Consider the following 17,621-nt stretch of genomic DNA (forward strand, 5'->3'; position numbering starts at 1 on the left):
GTTTAGACACGGTAAATGTACGACAGGTTAAAGAAAGACTTTCCTCGTGTTGAAAGTAGAAATCTACCACTTGTTGTTTAAATGTTTGGTTATATTTAGTCATAAAAAATCTGCACCTTTGTCTGTTGGATAATAAGTCCAACTTTTGGGGTGCAGATCAAATCACAGTGGCTCTAACTTATAACAGAAATTATTGTATTGCCTGTTCTAATTCAGAAATCATATTTTCTGTTGCTTTTAATCCGCCAAATGCCAAATACCAATTTGCTGCATTTAAATAAATAATATGATTTTGTTGATAAGCTTTTGTTTTCTTAATTAAATCATTATTCAATACAATTTTTGCATTATCCTTTTTATCAGTAATTGCAGCTGTACGATCTACTACCAATAAATAATCTGGATTTTTTTCAACAATATACTCAAAACCGACACTCATACCGTGGGTAGATGATTTGATATTTTTATCTACCGGTGTAAAACCAAATTTTTGATATACCAAACTATAACGAGAAGTATCACCATAAGCACTAATGCGATTTTCATTAACCAATATTAATAAAGCGTTTTTTCCTTTAGTGAATTTATTTAATTCATCCACTTTTTTATTCAATTCTGTAATTTTCTGTTTTACAACTTCCTCTTTATTTACAATTTTTCCTAGAATTTCTAAATTATTGACTAATGATGGGTAATAATTGTTGTAATCATTCTGATAATAAAATACCGGAGCAATCTCTTTAAAACGATCCAACATTTTTTGTTGACGACCGGAAACAATAATTAAATCCGGATTTAATTCATTAATTTTTTCAAATGCTGGTTCAGGCAAAGACCCCACATTCTCAAATTTATCTGATTTAAATGACTCTAAATAAGCCGGTAACGCTGAAGATTTAGGAATACCGACAATACGATCTTCGGCATTTAATTCCCGTAATGTATCCGCTACACCAAAATCTAACACCACAATGCGCTTCGTATCTTGTGGAATAGTCTGCTTACCTATTACCGAATCGACTGTTATATCCGCTGCATAAGCAGAAGTACCAATAAGAAAGCCTAGTAAGCCAATAACAAATTTTAATGATTTTTTCATCATTTTCTCCTTAAATATCGATGTTTTAAATTTAACGGAAATAAGTTGCAATTCTTTGCCCATTAATTTGTTGAATTGGAATATGCATATCATAAATATTTGCTAAAACATCTGTTCTCATAATATTATCCACTGCTCCCTCAGCAACTAATTTTCCTTGCTGCATCGCAATAATATTATCAGCATAACAAGAAGCAAAATTAATATCGTGAATAACTATTACGACTGTCTTTCCTAATTTTTCTACTAACTGACGTAACACTTGCATAATTTGTACAGAATGTTTCATATCTAGGTTATTAAGTGGCTCATCCAATAAAATATAATCCGTATCCTGAGCTAATGTCATTGCAATATAAGCCCGTTGCCGTTGTCCACCACTTAGTAAATGAATTTGTTTATGTTTCAATTCATTTAAATTCATATAATCAATAGCATGAGCAATTGCATTATGATCTTCTGAATTTAATCTTCCTTTACTATATGGGAAACGACCAAAAGAAACTAATTCTTCAATGGTTAGACGTAATGGAATATGATTACTCTGTTTTAAAATCGCCAGTTGACGTGCAATGTTTTCACTCGACTGTTGTTGTAAAGGAATTCCATTTAAAATTACTTCACCTGTATCCGACATCAATAACCTACTAATAATCGCCAGTAAAGTACTTTTTCCTGCACCATTCGGACCGATAAATGCAGTTATTTTTCCTTCCGGAATAATCAATGACACATCATCCACTACTTTTTGCTGTCCGAACTGTTTACTAATATTTCTTAATTCTATTGCCATTGTTTATTTGTCCTAAGTAATAAATAAATAAAATAAACTCCACCGATAAAATTAACCAAAATACTCAATGTTGTTTTAAAGGTAAGTAATTGTGAAACAATAAACTGCCCTAATACCAATACAATAATTGCTATTAAAATAGAAGTAGGAATCAACCATCTATGCTGATATTTCGGCATAAATTCAAAAGTAATATTCATAACCAATAAACCTAAAAAGGTAATAGGGCCAACCAATGCAGTTGCTACTGATATTAATAATGTTACTATAACTAATAACTGTTTAGTTATTCGTTGATAATTGACACCTAAATTTATTGCTTGATCACGTCCAAGTGATAATACATCCAAAACCCTAAAATAACGGATACTAAAAAGAGAAATAGCTATAATCATTATTGTTGCAATCCATAAAATATTGCTATTAATTCGGTTAAAACTAGCAAAACCAATATCTTGTGCAATTTGAAATTCATTAGGATCAATCAATACTTCCATAAAAATCGTCATACTTTGGAATAATGTACCAAATACTATTCCTACTAATAATAAGAAAAACATATTTTGCTGTTCTTGTCTAAATAACAATTGATATAAAACTAACGCAAATAACAACATTACTGCACTTGAAAAGAAAAAGAGTCCAATAGAATCAATGGCAAATAGTGTTGCTGATCCTGAAAAAAATATTATTGCAGTTTGTATAAACAGATATAATGAATCTAAACCTAACACACTTGGCGTTAAAATTCTGTTATTAACCAATGCTTGAAACAGCATTGTTGATAATGCTATTGCTATACCAGTAACAATAATAGCTAATAAAGATAAACTTCGATGTGTTAATGCATATTCCCAACGATTTGGTAATTGGTATAGCAAATAAAAAACAGTTACAACAATCGCAACTACAATCAATAATATAATCTTTAAACGGCAAGAGAAAATATTACGCATTACGATACCTTTTAAATAATAAATAGAGGAAAATAGCACTACCAAAAACGCCAACTACTGCATTAATCGAAATTTCATAAGGATAAATCACAATGCGTCCAAGAATATCGCAAAATAATACGAAAATAGCTCCTAATAATGCAGTATGAGACAAAGTATTGCGTAAGTTATCTCCTAAATATAAGGCAACAATATTGGGGATAATTAATCCTAAAAAGGGAATAACTCCTACGGTAACAATAACAATTGACGATACAATAGAAACAATAGCCAACCCTAAATAAAGTACCTGTTTATAATTTAATCCTAGATTAGTGGCAAATTCTTCTCCCATTCCAATAATGGAAAAACGTTGTGCATAAATATAAGCAAATAATATTGTTGGTATGCTGATATAAAGCATTTCATATCTTCCACTCATAATCAAAGAAAAATCACCTTGTAACCAAGCAGATAAATTTTGTAATAGGTCTTGTTGATAAGCGATAAAAGCGGTCATAGAACTAATAATATTGCCAAACATAATGCCAACTAACGGTACAAAAATAACATCAGTAAATTTTAGTTTTGACAATAAAGTCATAAATAACAATGAGCCGGCAAATGCTGCAATAATTGCAATAGCCGATTTTAATAACATTGAAGCATCAGGAAAGCAAAGAATAGCTAATAAAACACCTTATCGCGCACAATCCATCGTTCCGGCGGTGGTTGGTGAAACAAAGCGATTACGACTAAGTTGTTGTATAATTAAGCCACAAATGCTTAAACCAGCACCGGCAATCAATATACTAATTAAACGTGGAATGCGGCTAATCAATAAAATTTGCCATTGTTCAGCATTAAACTGTAGTAAACCGCTAATAGTGACAGAACTCACACCAATTAATAAAGAAATGATTGATAATACTACTAATAATAACAATAGATATCGTCGTTGAATCATCATTTTATACCGCTTCTAATAAATGATAACAATTCTTATTTTTTGAAAGAATATTGCCACGATAGGAAATGAATTTCAAGTAAAAAATAACCCTGTTATCCATTGGAAATAACAGGGTTTTCACAAAAAATAAACTATGGTATTTCAATTTACAAAGTAGTATTTCTCTAAGAAAAAATTCTGATATCAATTAGTTATATACACTAAATCCATATTTTTCAAACACTTTTGAGGCAGATTCTGTCTGCAAATAGCTAAAAAATGCTTTTGCAGCTTCACTATCATTGCCTCTAATTAACGCTGCCGGATACTCAATTTTAGGGTAACTACCTGCTGGGAAAATACCCACGACCTTTACTTTTTCACTTTGCTTCGCATCAGTTCCATACACCACGCCTAAAGGAGCTTCATCTCTTTCCACTAAGGCAAGCGCTGCTCGTACATCTTTGCCTCGAGCCAATTTAGATTCGATCTTATCCCACAGACCAAGTTTTGTTGTCGCCGCTTTCATATATTGCCCTGCCGGAACGTGATCAGGATCACCGACAGAAAGAAAACTATGCTGCAACGCTTGTATCCAATCCCCTTTTGCAATATCAATTTGCTGCAAATGGCTCTCTTGATTAGCGATCATCACTAAATCATTACCGACCAATACACGGTCTGAATCTTTTAGCAACAACCCTTTCTCTTTCAAATAATTCATCCATTTTGTATTAGCAGAGATAAAAATATTTGCCGGTGCTCCCTCTTCAATCTGTTTTGCTAATGTTGACGATGATGCAAAAGAGAAGACAATCTCATCTTTCGGCGAGTTTTGTTTATACTGTTGAGCAATATCCTGCAACGCATTGGTCATTGATGCCGCAGCAAAAACCGTCACCTGTTCTGCATATGCATACATTGTAGCGATGGAAAATAATGAAGTAATTAATAACTTTCTAAACATTACCGTTCTCCTTTTCTTGTGATGAATAAATTTTCTAACTATTGCTACTTAAGTAAAATCTGTATATCTAACAAATAGATATAAACCATTTGTTGCGCAACGAATATTGACGAAAGTTGTTGCTTAACGGGAATATCAATCACCATATCATCAGACAGACAAACAATCACAGTACTTCCGGCACTATTGGCTTTTATCGTCTGAATCGTTCCTTGCAAACAATATGGAATGCTGCTATTTGCTATCGGCTGTGAGCTTAAAACCAGATCACGCTGGCTAATCAAACATTTTACCGAGCAACCAACATCGATTTTCGATATGGTTGGAATCGCTAACGGTTGTTGAGCTAATTCTACACAAACAAGGTTCTCTTTATTCGCTGTCACTGTTGCCGGGAATAGCCACTGTTTTGCTTGTTCTCTTTGCCACTCTCTTAATACGCCACTATTCCAAATAGTTTCAATATCAGAAAACGCTGCCACTTTGCCGTTCTCTAATAACACCACACGATCCGCCAATGTTTTCAATTCATCCAAACTATGCGTAACATAAAGAATTGGAATATCAATTTCTTGCACTAATCGCTGCAAATAGCGCATTAACTCCTGTTTTCTCGGAATATCCAGTGCGGATAAAGGCTCATCCATCAATAATAATTTTGGTTCGGAAAGCAAGGCTCGACCAATAGCAACACGCTGTTTTTCACCTCCTGACAAGGTTATCGGATAACGATTTAAAAGTTGTGATAATCCTAATAACTCTACAATCGCATTAAACTTTTCTTTTGAAAAAGATTTCATACCGTAGGTTAAATTTCCTTTAACGCGATAATGAGGGAATAGACGTGCTTCCTGGAAAACGTAGCCGATATGACGTTGTTCAATGGGCAAGTTAATCTGTTGTGCGGTATCAACTAACCTATTGTTCTGCAAGCAAATATATCCCTGATCAATATGACTCAACCCCGCAATCATATTTAACACCGAAGATTTTCCGGCTCCGGAACGCCCGAACAACATTGTGATACCCTGTGTCGGCAACTGCAGATCAAGCTCTATCTGAATATCAGGAAACTGTTTTTTAATCCGTAATTCAAGCATAACGTTGCCCTAATTTTTTGTACATATAACGCGCCAACCATTCTGATAATGCTAATGAACTCAAGGATAACATTATAGAAAGTAAGCATAGTTTAAAGGCTTGATCCTCTGCCCCCGGTGTTTGAATAAAGGCGTACATCGCTAATGGAATGGTTTGCGTTTGCCCAACGATATTGGAAACAAAGGTAATCGTTGCACCAAATTCGCCCAAAGAGCGCGCAAAGCCTAACACCATTCCAGCCAATACCCCCGGCAATGCCAATGGCAATGTAATGGTAAAAAATACGCGTTTTGGCGAAGCACCTAATGTTCTTGCCGTTAATTCTAAATGCGGATCAATATTCTCTAATGAAAGCCGAATTGAACGTACAACCAATGGAAATGCCACTACCGCTGAAGCTAACACCGCACCTCGCCAGCTAAAAGCGAACGATAAACCAAACCAATCAAACAGATATTGCCCAATGATGCCTTTTCTTCCCATCACCACCAACAATAAATAACCAATCACCACCGGTGGCAACACTAACGGCAAGTAGACCAAACTATTAAGCAATGATTTACCCCAAAACTGTTTTCGCGCCAATAACCAAGCAATAAAAATTGCAAAAGGCAAACTCCATAGCATTGCATTCAGCGCCACTTCCAAACTTAGCCATAATGCTTTCACTTGTTGTGGCGTAAACATAAAATAGTTTAACCAATCCATACAGAATTTCCCTTCAAGCCATCACTTAGTTTCTTAGACCAACGCCGCGTTTAATTAATTGATAAACAAAGCAATATAAGATTGCAATAAACAACGCCAATACACTGAAAGTGTAATGCAGCGACACATCGCTGATGCCTAAAAAGCCATAACGAAAACCGTTAATCATATAAACGATCGGGTTTAATTTAGATACCCATTGCCAAAATTCCGGTAATAACGAAATAGAATAAAAAACTCCGCCCAAATAAGTTAGCGGCGTTAAAACGAAAGTCGGAATAATAGAAGTATCATCAAATGAACGTGCAAACACCGCATTAATTAAACCGCCTAACGAGAATGTTGCCGTGGTCATCAACAAAATACAGAGAATAACGACCCAAGAATAGACATCAAAACGGACAAAAAAGAGGGAAACTAAGGTAACCAAAAAACCAACAAAAATGCCTCTTGCCATTCCGCCGGAAATATAACCTAAAATGATGATATGTGGTGAAGTAGGCGATACCAATAACTCCTCAACGTTACGTGCAAATTTTGTACTATAAAAAGATGAAGCGACATTCGCGAATGAATTGGTGATTGCCGACATCATAATTAATCCCGGCACAATAAATTGCATATAACTTACGCCATTCATTTCACCGATCCGCCCACCGATTAATTTTCCGAAAATCACAAAATAGAGCATCATCGTGATCACCGGCGGCACTAAAGTCTGTACCCAAATACGCATAAATCGTTGAATTTCTTTGCGTAAAATGGTTTTATAGGCAACCCAAGACAGTGACGACATTTATACTCCCTCCTGTTTTGCTTTATCCGCATCTGATTTATTTAACGCCATACTGACGAACAACTCTTCTAATCGATTTGCCTTATTACGCATACTTAACACCGTAATATCCTGTTTTGCCAGTTCAAGAAAGAGCCCGTTTAATCCCTGTTCACGATGTACTTCCACCTCTAACGTGACAGGATCGACAATTTTCACGGCATAATCACTTAATTTCACCTCAGATACGCTATGCGCAAGATCCAAAATGAACGTTTCCGTTTCCAATTTTGATAACAGAGATTTCATCGAGGTATTTACAACTAATCTCCCCTGCTGAATAATGCCAATATTTCGGCACAGCATTTCCGCCTCTTCTAAATAGTGCGTAGTTAAAATAATCGTGGTTCCCTGTTGATTCAGTTCTTGTAAAAATTGCCACATAGTACGGCGTAATTCGATATCCACACCGGCAGTCGGTTCATCCAAAATTAATAGACGAGGTTTATGCATCAAGGCACGAGCAATCATTAAACGGCGTTTCATACCGCCGGATAACTGCATCGATTTTTGATAACGCTTATCCCATAAATCCAGTTTTTTTAGCCAAATTTCCGCCCTTTTTAAAGCTTCCTGACGAGGCACTCCGTAATAGCCGGCTTGATTAGTCAAAATATCAATCACTTTCTCAAAATTATTGAAATTAAATTCTTGAGGTACAACGCCCAGCTGTTTTTTCAACTCACTCTGTTGAGTATCTAAATCATAACCGAACACTTTTACTTGACCACTCGTCTTATTGACCAAAGAGCTGATAATACCAATTGTGGTAGATTTTCCGGCACCGTTATGCCCGAGCAATGCATAAAAATCACCCTCTTTTACAGTAAGATCAATACCGTGCAAGGCTTTAAAACCATTGCGGTATGATTTTGTTAATTGCTTAATTTCTAATGCAAACATTAATGATCCTTCAATTATTTTCTTATTGTTGATGAAAATGTCATAGGCAGGTAGGATTTTATCGGTATAATGCAAAATGCTCGACAATAATAACATATCTTCAAGATTAAGGTGTAACAATGAAGAAAATCGAACAGCTGTTTGCCAACAATTTCAAATGGGCAACAGAAATGAAAGAGCAACACGCAGATTACTTTGCTCAACTTGCCGAACATCAAAAACCGACTTACCTTTGGATTGGCTGCTCCGATAGCCGCGTTCCTGCCGAAAAACTAACAAATTTAGGTCCTGGAGAACTGTTTGTACATCGCAATGTCGGCAATCAAGTTATCCATACTGATCTGAACTGTCTGTCCGTAGTGCAATATGCCGTTGATGTACTCGATATTGAGCATATCATTATTTGCGGTCATACCAATTGTGGCGGCATTCACGCAGCGATCAGTAACCAAGAACTTGGTTTAATTAATAACTGGCTACTACATATTCGCGATATTTGGTTCAAACATAGCCATCTATTAGGAAAATTGTCACCGGAACAACGTGCAGATGTTTTAACCAGAATTAATGTTGCCGAGCAGGTCTATAACTTGGGAATGTCTTCTATCGTACGCTCTGCTTGGAATCGTGGCAAAAAACTCTCACTTCACGGTTGGGTTTACGATGTTAGTGACGGTTTTCTCATCGATCAAGGTGTAATCGCTACTAGTCGAGAAACATTGGAGATCACTTACCGCCAAGCTATTGCCAAATTACTCTTAGAATATGTTGATCAACCACAATCAGTACCAGATTCCAAACTCAAATAGAAAATCTTAAATCTTGTCGACATCAAATTCGGCAAGATTAATCTCTAATGGTCGTTGATAAAATTTTGCTAATGCGAGGCGAAGTTTTTCCGCTCTTTTTGGTAGCCCTTTTTCCACATAGTTACAAACTTGTTGATATACGGCTTGCTTAAAAGGTTGTGTATTCCCAGGATTACCATTTAAATTATCAACACTAGCAAAATAACGAAAACCAGCTGCATTAGCTAAAATCCATTCCAAAGCTTGCGGCTTTACCTCTACTTTTTCAAATTCTCTTTGCTGATCTTCGCTACGTCCATCAGGCTCATACCAATAGCCAAAATCTACCAACTCTCTCCGTGCTTTACCTGCAACCAACCAATGCGCTATTTCGTGTAAACCACTGCTATAAAATCCTCGTGCAAAACAGATTGCGTGATAAGGTCGTACTTTCGTTGCAGGCAAATAGACAGGTTCATCCCCACCTTTTTCTAATTTTGTATTATATTCTTCATAAAAACAGTGATTAAAAATTGCCATTAAATCTTCTATTTTATGTTCCATTATGCCTTCCCTAAAAAACAATTAATGCCTTAATTACACTAATTAAGGCATTAATCAACAAGCAATTTAACTGATTATTTTAAATTTTGTAACGCTTCAATACGTTTTTCTAATGGTGGGTGACTCATAAATAAACTTGCCAGCCCACTGCTTTTACCATTGATAGCAAATGCCGCCAACTGACCGTTAAGCTCTTCCGGCTCGTGAATTGATTGTAAACGACGCAATGCTGCAATCATTTTTTCTTTCCCTACAAGCCGAGCTGATCCGGCATCTGCGTGAAACTCACGATAACGTGAGAACCACATTGCAATAATACTGGCTAAGAAACCAAATACGATTTCTAATACCATTGATACAAGAAAGTAGATACCTGAATTTGAGCTACTTTCCTCATTGCTACTACGGCTTTGCGCCGCCACACTGGCAATTAAACGTGAAAGGAAAATTACAAACGTATTCAATACACCTTGTAACAATGTCATTGTTACCATATCACCATTACCGATATGGCTCACTTCGTGAGCCAACACAGCTTCCGCTTCATCTCTTGTCATACTGTTCAATAGACCAGTACTTACTGCAACCAAAGAATTATTTTTACTTGCTCCAGTAGCAAATGCATTTACATCCGCAGAGTGATAAATCGCTACTTCCGGCATTGGTAAACCAAGTTTTTCAGTCTGTTGCTTAACAGTATGAATCAACCAACGTTCTGTTTCATTTTGTGGATTTACAATTACTTCAGCGCCAACAGCACGTTTTGCCATTGTTTTTGATAAAAATAATGAAATTAATGAACCACTGAAACCAAATAATGCAGCAAAAATTAACAACCCTGTCGCTTCTTGAGCTCGAATACCCGTGAGCGTTAGAATAATATTAAACACAAATAAAACAGCCATATTTGTGATTAAAAATAAAGCAATACGCATCATATACGATCTTCTCCTTTTCATAATGCTTCTGTGCAAATTGTGCTTTTATATAGCATTTCTTTATCAATTTTCAAGAGTTTAAAAAATTTTTTTATTCAAAATTAATCCCAAAGACTCATTTGCTGCTGTTGATGTGGTGATGGCAAATGAAGGTTCAGACCGATTAAACGCACTTTTCGCCCGTAACTTCGCTGCCAGGCAATCTCTAACAGTTGCTGAAAATTCCAAAATTCACACATCAATCCACTTTTTTCTACTGTTGTAATTTGAAAATCAGAAAATTTTAGCTTTACGCCTAATTTAAAAGATTGTTCTGAAATATTAACAGAGTAACGATGCAAACGTTCTATCAACTGTTGATATAATTTTTCAACTGTCGACAAACTTTGTGATAATTCAGCCAAATCAACTATTAATGTTTCCTCAACTCCAATTGATTTTCGCTCTCTATATGGCTGTACTCGCCTTCCATCATTAGCGTGACTAAATTGCCAAATCCGTTCCCCTATTTTACCTAACTGATCATACAATATATGTCTTGGAAAATGCCGCACATCCTCGCAAGTTATTAGCCCCATTGCAGATAGTTTTTCTGTTACCACCTTCCCCACACCGGGAATTTTAGATAGCGTTAAATTTTTTACAAATTCATCCACTTCACTTGGTGAAATAACAAACATTCCATTCGGTTTATTTTTCTCAGAAGCTATTTTGGCTAAAAATTTTAATGGTGCAACACCGGCTGACGCAGTTAAATGGAGTTCCTTCTCAATATCGTGCCTAATTGCCTGTGCGATCCAAGTTGCCGATCCAGAATAGGCATTAGATGCCGTTACGTCCAAATAAGCTTCATCTAATGAAAGCGGTTCAATAATATCAGTATACCGTTGAAAAATGTGATGTAATTGCCGTGATACCTCTTTATATAGTGGCATATTAACCGGTAACAAAATTAAATCAGGACAACGCCTCAATGCCTGTGCACTGGACATTGCACTATGCAATCCATAACGCCTTGCAATATAGTTACACGTTGCTAAAACGCCACGTTGTTGGGGCAAACCACCAACGGCGACAGGCTGATTAGCTAAAGCTGGATTATCTCGAATTTCTATTGCCGCATAAAAACAATCCATATCAATATGAATAATTTTTTGCACTGTCATTATGTTTTCTTATTAAGTTAATAGATATAAAACATTTTACACAATACTGTATAAAAATACAGTTGTTTACTACTTAACTTCTCTATTTTGAATAAGTAAAAACCAATCACTAGCATTTTATGACTAATAATCAAGCAACTATTCAAAATATGATTTTCATTACTTGACTTACCATTTTGAAATCCGTATTATTCACACCGCTGAAAACAAGCTATCCTGCGGAGGAATGGTCGAGTGGTTGAAGGCACCGGTCTTGAAAACCGGCGAGGATTTACGTCCTCCAAGAGTTCGAATCTCTTTTCCTCCGCCATCTCATTTCTTAAAAAACCGTAAGTTTGAAAAATAACTTACGGTTTTTTGTTTTTACTCTTTATGCCAACCTTGCCGCCACCACTGCTTATTTAATCGTTCTCAATGTCAATGACTATCTAAATGAAATGCTATAAAGCCTCTTCGTTTAAATACGGTAAATTTCTAACATTTTCTATGGCAAGTCACAAAGGATAGTAAAATATTGAATAAAAATTATGAAGATAATAAAAAGACTAAACACTATTTCAATCTAAAACGCCCTCGACTATAACGTGTCTTCAGTAACGCCGTATTGGCGCTTAATGTTGATTGTGTTGTTATCGCTACCTGCAACGAATGTTGCATAGTATGTGCGTGCGTAATTGCAATCGCTAACGCGTCAGCAGCATCTGCTTGTGGAGATGCGGACAAATGCAAAATTTTGGTGACCATATGTTGCACTTGCTTTTTATCCGCCGAACCAATACCAACAACAGTTTGTTTCACTAATCTGGCAGCATATTCAAATACAGGCAAATTTTGATTTGTTGCAGCTACAATCGCCACACCTCTAGCCTGCCCTAACTTTAATGCTGAATCGGCATTCTTTGCCATAAAAACCTGTTCAATAGATAACATATCAGGTTGAAATTGCGTAATAATTTCCGTTACGCCACTATAAATCCGTTGCAATCGGGTCGGCAGATCATCCACAGCAGTACGAATCACACCGCTGCCTAAATAGGTCAGTTGTTTACCCTGTTGTTTAATCACACCATATCCGGTTAAGCGAGAACCGGGGTCAATACCAAGAATAATTGACATAACAGAAAAAATAAAAAAATAGGGCGAATTCGCCCTATTTTTAAAAGTTAAATTATTCTAAAGTTGCAGCAACTTCATCGCTCATATCACCATTGTGATAAACGTTCTGAACATCATCACAATCTTCTAACATATCAACTAAACGCATTAATTTTGGTGCAGTTTCCACATCCAATTCTGCAGTAGTTGAAGGGATCATTGTTACTTCAGCTTCATCAATTTTGAAACCAGCCTTTTCCAAAGCATCACGAACAGCCCCCAATCCTTCCCAAGCTGTATAAATTTCAAAACTGCCGTCATCTTGAGGCTGAACATCATCCGCACCAGCCTCAATTGCTGCTTCCATTAACGCATCTTCATCCGCCTCATTAATTAAAATTAACCCTTTACGAGTAAATAAATATGCTACCGAACCATCCGTTCCCAAGTTACCGCCAGATTTAGTAAAAGCGTGACGCACTTCAGAAACAGTACGTTTACGATTGTCCGTTAAGCACTCAACGATAATTGCTGTACCACCTGGGCCATAACCTTCGTAAACAATAGATTCCATATTGGTATCATCGCCGCCACCAGCACCACGTTGAATTGCACGATTAATAGTATCACGAGTCATATTATTGGATAATGCCTTATCCACTGCTGTACGCAAGCGTGGATTTGCTCCTACGTCCGCACCACCTAATTTAGCTGCAGTAACCAACTCACGAATTAATTTAGTAAAAATTTTACCGCGTTGTGCATCTTGTGCCGCTTTGCGGTGTTTAATATTAGCCCATTTACTATGACCAGCCATGAAAAATCCTCTTTAATTTTCAATAGGTTGATATATTACAAATTTCTCTATCGCTTGCGCGTTATTCCAAGATTTCGTCATCTTAACTGCCTCGTCTGCTTCAACCCAACGATAAGCCAGATGTTCACTTAATATAACATTCTGCTCTTCATTCAACGGCAAAGTAAACCAATATTCATGACAATGCGTTACATTAGGGGCATAACGTTGCCGAAATTGGGCAAAGATTTCAAAATCAACTTCATAATGACAATCGTTTAATTTAAACGGAAGTTTAGAAATATCCAATTGCAACTCTTCGAATACTTCTCGCTGTGCAGCCTGTAATGGAGTTTCTCCCGGTTCCAAACTGCCTGATACCGATTGCCAAAAATCCTGATCGTCTTTACGTTGCAACATCAAGACACGTTTTGTGGTGCGACAATATACCACAACTAAAACCGATTCAGGGTGTTTATATTTCATCATTTATTCAGAAATAGTCGTTTTAGTGGTATTAAATAAATATTCTGGCTTAACAATATCGATTAATCTTGAATATGGAATTAACAATTGGATCTCGCCTTCCGCAAAACTGCCCAACATATAAGGAAAATAATCCAATAATAAGCCGTTATAAGCAAATGCAAAATTATTTGTCGGTTCTGCAATCCACCCACTATCTTCTCTTTCTAAAAGGCGTTTCTCCGCTTTTGCCTGATCCGGTTCAGATTCCGCTACAGAAATATATTCAAGATAGGCATCTCTCAGTAATTCGGAAAATTCTCGTTGTTTACCCGGTAACAAAATATCATCCAAATCTAATAATTTTTTTGTTTTTAAATCAAAATTATAAAAACTTGTACCATAAATACCGTGAGCTCCACCGGTAAAGGCATAGTAATAAGTCACAAACATTGCCAATTGGTTATTTTGTGCAAGAAACCGTGGTTTATATTCTAATGAATATCCTACAGGCATCCCCTCATTACTATCAAACAATCGTTCAACATTTGCTATAAATTCCTTTTTCAATTTATCAACGGGCAATTTATCCCATTGTGCCTGCTTTTCTTCAATTTCTCTATCAGAAAGTGTATAACTATCAAATTTTAATAGTGAACGCGCAGCCTTTTGAAAATAAGGATCAATCCAATCAATATTTGTCTTTAATGTATAAAGATCCATCTGATAACAACGTTCCTTTATACATTTCTCAGCCTGTAAAAATGGCTCAGGCTGTGCAATAACTACTGGAACAACTTCCTTATCAACCGGCAATGAACTTACCGCTTCTGCAGCATTACTTTCTTTACAAGAAAACAGCGCTAAGCCAGCAATTCCCAACAAGCTCCATTTAATGAGATTCATTATATCTCCTTTGTTTAGTCTTTCGCCTTAACTACTTGGATTGATAATTCCTGCAACGCCGCCGGATTTGCTACACTAGGCGCTTCGGTCATCAAGCAGGCTGCTGCAGTAGTTTTAGGGAATGCAATAACATCACGAATATTTTCCGTACCTGTCAACAACATTGTCAAGCGGTCAAGACCGAATGCTAAACCAGCGTGCGGAGGTGTACCATATTTCAATGCATCAAGCAAAAAGCCGAATTTTTCATATTGTTCCTGTTCATCAATACCTAGAATACGGAAAACTGTCTGTTGCATTTTTGGATCAAAAATACGAACGGAACCACCTCCCACTTCGTAGCCATTAATCACCATATCATACGCATTGGCAACTGCATCAACCGGTGATTTTTCCAATTCTTCAGGGGTAACGTGTGCTGGTGAAGTGAATGGATGGTGCATTGCCGCCAAACCACCTTCACCATCGTCTTCAAACATTGGAAAATCAATTACCCATAAAGGAGCCCATTGATCTAATTGAGTTAAGCCACAATCACGACCTAATTTTAACCGTAATGCCCCCATTGCATCCGTAACTACTTTGTAACTATCAGCACCGAAGAAAATAATATCGCCGCTTTGTGCTTGTAAACGTTCAAGTAACGCTGTAACAACCTCTGCAGATAAGAATTTAGCAATCGGACTTTGAATACCATCAATACCGGCATTAACATCATTGACTTTCATCCACGCTAAACCTTTCGCACCATAAATAGTAACAAACTGGGTATACTCATCGATTTGTTTACGAGTAATATGTGAACCATTCGGTACACGAATAGCCGCAATACGACCTTTAGGATCATTTGCTGGTCCACTAAATACTTTAAAATCAACTTCTTTTAATAAATCAGCAACATCCACCATTTCCAATGGATTACGCAAATCTGGTTTATCAGAGCCGAAACGACGCATTGCTTCCGCATAAGTCATAATTGGGAATGTACCTAAATCAACACCTAAAATTTCCAGCCATAAACCGTGAATCATCTCTTCCATAATGGCACGCACTTCCGGTGCAGTAAGGAATGAGGTTTCCACATCAATCTGTGTAAATTCAGGCTGACGATCAGCACGTAAATCTTCATCACGGAAACATTTTACAATTTGATAATAACGATCAAAGCCAGACATCATTAATAGCTGTTTAAACAGCTGCGGAGATTGTGGTAATGCATAGAATTTGCCTTTATGCACACGACTTGGCACAAGATAATCACGTGCACCTTCTGGTGTTGCTTTAGTCAACATTGGCGTTTCAATATCTAAGAAGCCGTGGCTGTCCATAAAACGGCGTACATAACTAGTAATTTTGGCACGTGTTTTTAAACGTTGTGCCATTTCTGGTCGACGTAAATCCAAATAACGGTATTTAAGACGCTGTTCTTCTGTATTATTTTGATTGAAATCTAGAGGTAAAACCTCAGAAGCGTTATAAATCAAAACATCAGTTGCAGAAACTTCCACGTCACCAGTCACCATATTTCTATTAATTTGGTTTTCTGGACGGGCTATTACTTGTCCTTTAATTTGAATACAATATTCACTGCGTAAATTTGCCGCTTTTTCAAAAGCTTGTTGATTTTTTGGATCGATAAAAACTTGTACAATTCCTTCACGATCACGCATATCGATAAAAATTAAACCGCCTAAATCACGACGACGATGAACCCAACCACTAAGAGTAACTTCCTGACCAATATGGCTGCGATTTAATGCACCGCAATAATGTGAACGCATCATAAAATAAATCCTTGTTGTATATAATTTAGCTAAAATAATTTGATTCGGGCGATTATAGCGAAAATCAACCCTACTTTGAATTGGAAAATAGCCTGTTTACGCTTTAATTGCAAGCATAGAACCAAAGTTAAAACATTGAAACCACATTTCAATATGATTGAAACCTATATGTTGCAAAAGTTTCTTTTGATGTTCGATGCTATCAGTCTTCATCACATTTTCCAATGCAGTACGTTTCTGACTTACTTCCAATTCACTATAGCCATTAGCTCGCTTAAATTCGTGGTGCAAATCAATCAAAAGGTCATTGACTATATCATCTTCAAAACGATATTTTTCCGATAACACTAAAATTCCCCCCGAATTTAAACCTTGATAAATCTTAGTTAGTAATGCTTCTCTATCTTCCGGTGGAATAAATTGTAATGTAAAATTCAACACAACCATTGATGCATTCTGGATGTCTACTGTACGAATATCGTCACAAAAAATTTCAACCGGCACCTCGCTATGATAAGCGGCTAAATGTTGTCGACAGCGTTGTACCATAGCTTCAGAATTATCAATACCAATAATTTTAACGCCATCACAATGAACGTTACGGCGTACAGATAATGTTGCTGCACCACGAGAACACCCCAGATCATAAACCTGTGTTTGCGGTTGCACAAAACGAGCCGCCAACATTCCAATAGCCGTAATAATATTAGAATATCCCGGAATTGAGCGTTGAATCATATCAGGAAAAACTTCAGCGACACGCTCATCAAAAGTAAAATCACCCAATTTTTCAATAGGTGCGGAAAAAATTGTATCTTTAGACATATGG

At 36.6% G+C, this 17,621-nt stretch carries 18 protein-coding genes, 1 tRNA gene and 1 pseudogene; 2 read left to right on the forward strand and 18 right to left on the reverse strand.

Annotated elements, in window-relative coordinates:
• Positions 1-190 precede the first annotated feature (190 nt).
• From JP36_RS08245 to JP36_RS08285, 9 genes and pseudogenes are all read right to left on the reverse strand, one after another.
• Positions 191-1,099: a siderophore ABC transporter substrate-binding protein gene (locus JP36_RS08245; RefSeq protein ID WP_039173790.1), complete on the reverse strand. Its 909-nt coding sequence runs from the start codon at positions 1,097-1,099 to the stop codon at positions 191-193.
• A 31-nt stretch (positions 1,100-1,130) separates the two neighbouring features.
• Positions 1,131-1,892, reverse strand: a complete 762-nt coding sequence (locus JP36_RS08250; RefSeq protein ID WP_039173792.1) for an ABC transporter ATP-binding protein — start codon at positions 1,890-1,892, stop codon at positions 1,131-1,133.
• Complete coding sequence (locus JP36_RS08255) at positions 1,883-2,848, reverse strand: iron chelate uptake ABC transporter family permease subunit (RefSeq protein ID WP_039173794.1); 966 nt, start codon at positions 2,846-2,848, stop codon at positions 1,883-1,885. Before JP36_RS08255 ends, JP36_RS08250 begins: the two co-directional genes overlap by 10 nt.
• Positions 2,841-3,797 (reverse strand): annotated as a pseudogene (locus tag JP36_RS08260) (ABC transporter permease). Before JP36_RS08260 ends, JP36_RS08255 begins: the two are co-directional and overlap by 8 nt.
• Positions 3,798-3,984: 187 nt before the next feature.
• Complete coding sequence (gene modA, locus JP36_RS08265; protein ID WP_039173796.1) at positions 3,985-4,743, reverse strand: molybdate ABC transporter substrate-binding protein; 759 nt, start codon at positions 4,741-4,743, stop codon at positions 3,985-3,987.
• Positions 4,744-4,787: 44 nt separating this feature from the next.
• On the reverse strand, positions 4,788-5,843 hold the full coding sequence (modC, locus tag JP36_RS08270; RefSeq protein ID WP_039135871.1) for a molybdenum ABC transporter ATP-binding protein: 1,056 nt from the start codon (positions 5,841-5,843) through the stop codon (positions 4,788-4,790).
• Entirely contained in the window at positions 5,836-6,552 is a 717-nt protein-coding gene (gene modB / locus JP36_RS08275) for a molybdate ABC transporter permease subunit (protein WP_013745082.1), read from the reverse strand. Before modB ends, modC begins: the two co-directional genes overlap by 8 nt.
• Before the next feature lie 25 nt (positions 6,553-6,577).
• Entirely contained in the window at positions 6,578-7,348 is a 771-nt protein-coding gene (locus tag JP36_RS08280) for an ABC transporter permease (protein ID WP_013745083.1), read from the reverse strand.
• A complete protein-coding gene (locus JP36_RS08285; RefSeq protein WP_039089483.1) occupies positions 7,349-8,290 on the reverse strand; it encodes an ABC transporter ATP-binding protein in 942 nt (313 codons plus the stop codon).
• 119 nt (positions 8,291-8,409) lie between these two features.
• Here JP36_RS08285 and can point away from each other — a divergent pair, with 119 nt between their 5' ends.
• A complete protein-coding gene (gene can, locus JP36_RS08290) occupies positions 8,410-9,099 on the forward strand; it encodes a carbonate dehydratase (RefSeq protein ID WP_039173798.1) in 690 nt (229 codons plus the stop codon).
• 6 nt (positions 9,100-9,105) lie between these two features.
• Here the strand turns inward: can and JP36_RS08295 are convergent, their stop codons facing one another.
• From JP36_RS08295 to dinB, 3 genes are all read right to left on the reverse strand, one after another.
• Positions 9,106-9,642: an elongation factor P hydroxylase gene (locus JP36_RS08295; RefSeq protein ID WP_039173800.1), complete on the reverse strand. Its 537-nt coding sequence runs from the start codon at positions 9,640-9,642 to the stop codon at positions 9,106-9,108.
• 74 nt (positions 9,643-9,716) lie between these two features.
• Complete coding sequence (htpX, locus tag JP36_RS08300; protein ID WP_039173802.1) at positions 9,717-10,580, reverse strand: protease HtpX; 864 nt, start codon at positions 10,578-10,580, stop codon at positions 9,717-9,719.
• A 101-nt stretch (positions 10,581-10,681) separates the two neighbouring features.
• Positions 10,682-11,746: a DNA polymerase IV gene (dinB, locus tag JP36_RS08305; RefSeq protein ID WP_039173803.1), complete on the reverse strand. Its 1,065-nt coding sequence runs from the start codon at positions 11,744-11,746 to the stop codon at positions 10,682-10,684.
• A 220-nt stretch (positions 11,747-11,966) separates the two neighbouring features.
• Here dinB and JP36_RS08310 point away from each other — a divergent pair.
• Positions 11,967-12,056: transfer RNA gene (locus tag JP36_RS08310), tRNA-Ser, on the forward strand.
• A 242-nt stretch (positions 12,057-12,298) separates the two neighbouring features.
• On the opposite strand, the gene ruvC is transcribed toward JP36_RS08310, so the two are convergent.
• The 6 genes from ruvC to cmoA all read right to left on the reverse strand — a co-directional run bounded on the left by ruvC (position 12,299) and on the right by cmoA (position 17,617).
• Complete coding sequence (ruvC, locus tag JP36_RS08315) at positions 12,299-12,862, reverse strand: crossover junction endodeoxyribonuclease RuvC (protein ID WP_039173805.1); 564 nt, start codon at positions 12,860-12,862, stop codon at positions 12,299-12,301.
• A gap of 52 nt (positions 12,863-12,914) precedes the next feature.
• The gene (locus JP36_RS08320) at positions 12,915-13,658 is read right to left on the reverse strand and encodes a YebC/PmpR family DNA-binding transcriptional regulator (RefSeq protein WP_039173807.1); all 744 of its coding nucleotides are present in this window, start codon (positions 13,656-13,658) and stop codon (positions 12,915-12,917) included.
• Positions 13,659-13,670: 12 nt separating this feature from the next.
• Positions 13,671-14,123 carry a dihydroneopterin triphosphate diphosphatase gene (gene nudB, locus JP36_RS08325; RefSeq protein ID WP_039173809.1) on the reverse strand — a complete coding sequence of 151 codons (453 nt, stop codon included), beginning with the start codon at positions 14,121-14,123 and terminating at the stop codon, positions 13,671-13,673.
• A gap of 3 nt (positions 14,124-14,126) precedes the next feature.
• A complete protein-coding gene (locus JP36_RS08330) occupies positions 14,127-15,008 on the reverse strand; it encodes a DUF3298 domain-containing protein (protein WP_039173811.1) in 882 nt (293 codons plus the stop codon).
• A gap of 14 nt (positions 15,009-15,022) precedes the next feature.
• Entirely contained in the window at positions 15,023-16,792 is a 1,770-nt protein-coding gene (gene aspS, locus JP36_RS08335; RefSeq protein WP_039173813.1) for an aspartate--tRNA ligase, read from the reverse strand.
• Positions 16,793-16,888: 96 nt separating this feature from the next.
• Positions 16,889-17,617, reverse strand: coding sequence for a carboxy-S-adenosyl-L-methionine synthase CmoA (gene cmoA / locus JP36_RS08340; protein WP_039173814.1), 729 nt, complete (start codon positions 17,615-17,617; stop codon positions 16,889-16,891).
• Positions 17,618-17,621: the final 4 nt, after the last annotated feature.

The sequence above is a fragment of the Gallibacterium genomosp. 1 genome (genome assembly GCF_000771875.1).
GTDB lineage: Bacteria > Pseudomonadota > Gammaproteobacteria > Enterobacterales > Pasteurellaceae > Gallibacterium.

Bases quoted from the DNA above. Each gene is read 5' to 3' on its own strand.
- JP36_RS08245 (WP_039173790.1), bottom strand. From the start codon at position 1,099: ATGAAAAAATCATTAAAATTTGTTATTGGCTTACTAGGCTTTCTTATT.
- JP36_RS08250 (WP_039173792.1), bottom strand. From the start codon at position 1,892: ATGGCAATAGAATTAAGAAATATTAGTAAACAGTTCGGACAGCAAAAA.
- JP36_RS08255 (WP_039173794.1), bottom strand. From the start codon at position 2,848: ATGCGTAATATTTTCTCTTGCCGTTTAAAGATTATATTATTGATTGTA.
- modA (WP_039173796.1), bottom strand. From the start codon at position 4,743: ATGTTTAGAAAGTTATTAATTACTTCATTATTTTCCATCGCTACAATG.
- modC (WP_039135871.1), bottom strand. From the start codon at position 5,843: ATGCTTGAATTACGGATTAAAAAACAGTTTCCTGATATTCAGATAGAG.
- modB (WP_013745082.1), bottom strand. From the start codon at position 6,552: ATGGATTGGTTAAACTATTTTATGTTTACGCCACAACAAGTGAAAGCA.
- JP36_RS08280 (WP_013745083.1), bottom strand. From the start codon at position 7,348: ATGTCGTCACTGTCTTGGGTTGCCTATAAAACCATTTTACGCAAAGAA.
- JP36_RS08285 (WP_039089483.1), bottom strand. From the start codon at position 8,290: ATGTTTGCATTAGAAATTAAGCAATTAACAAAATCATACCGCAATGGT.
- can (WP_039173798.1), top strand. From the start codon at position 8,410: ATGAAGAAAATCGAACAGCTGTTTGCCAACAATTTCAAATGGGCAACA.
- JP36_RS08295 (WP_039173800.1), bottom strand. From the start codon at position 9,642: ATGGAACATAAAATAGAAGATTTAATGGCAATTTTTAATCACTGTTTT.
- htpX (WP_039173802.1), bottom strand. From the start codon at position 10,580: ATGATGCGTATTGCTTTATTTTTAATCACAAATATGGCTGTTTTATTT.
- dinB (WP_039173803.1), bottom strand. From the start codon at position 11,746: ATGACAGTGCAAAAAATTATTCATATTGATATGGATTGTTTTTATGCG.
- ruvC (WP_039173805.1), bottom strand. From the start codon at position 12,862: ATGTCAATTATTCTTGGTATTGACCCCGGTTCTCGCTTAACCGGATAT.
- JP36_RS08320 (WP_039173807.1), bottom strand. From the start codon at position 13,658: ATGGCTGGTCATAGTAAATGGGCTAATATTAAACACCGCAAAGCGGCA.
- nudB (WP_039173809.1), bottom strand. From the start codon at position 14,123: ATGAAATATAAACACCCTGAATCGGTTTTAGTTGTGGTATATTGTCGC.
- JP36_RS08330 (WP_039173811.1), bottom strand. From the start codon at position 15,008: ATGAATCTCATTAAATGGAGCTTGTTGGGAATTGCTGGCTTAGCGCTG.
- aspS (WP_039173813.1), bottom strand. From the start codon at position 16,792: ATGATGCGTTCACATTATTGCGGTGCATTAAATCGCAGCCATATTGGT.
- cmoA (WP_039173814.1), bottom strand. From the start codon at position 17,617: ATGTCTAAAGATACAATTTTTTCCGCACCTATTGAAAAATTGGGTGAT.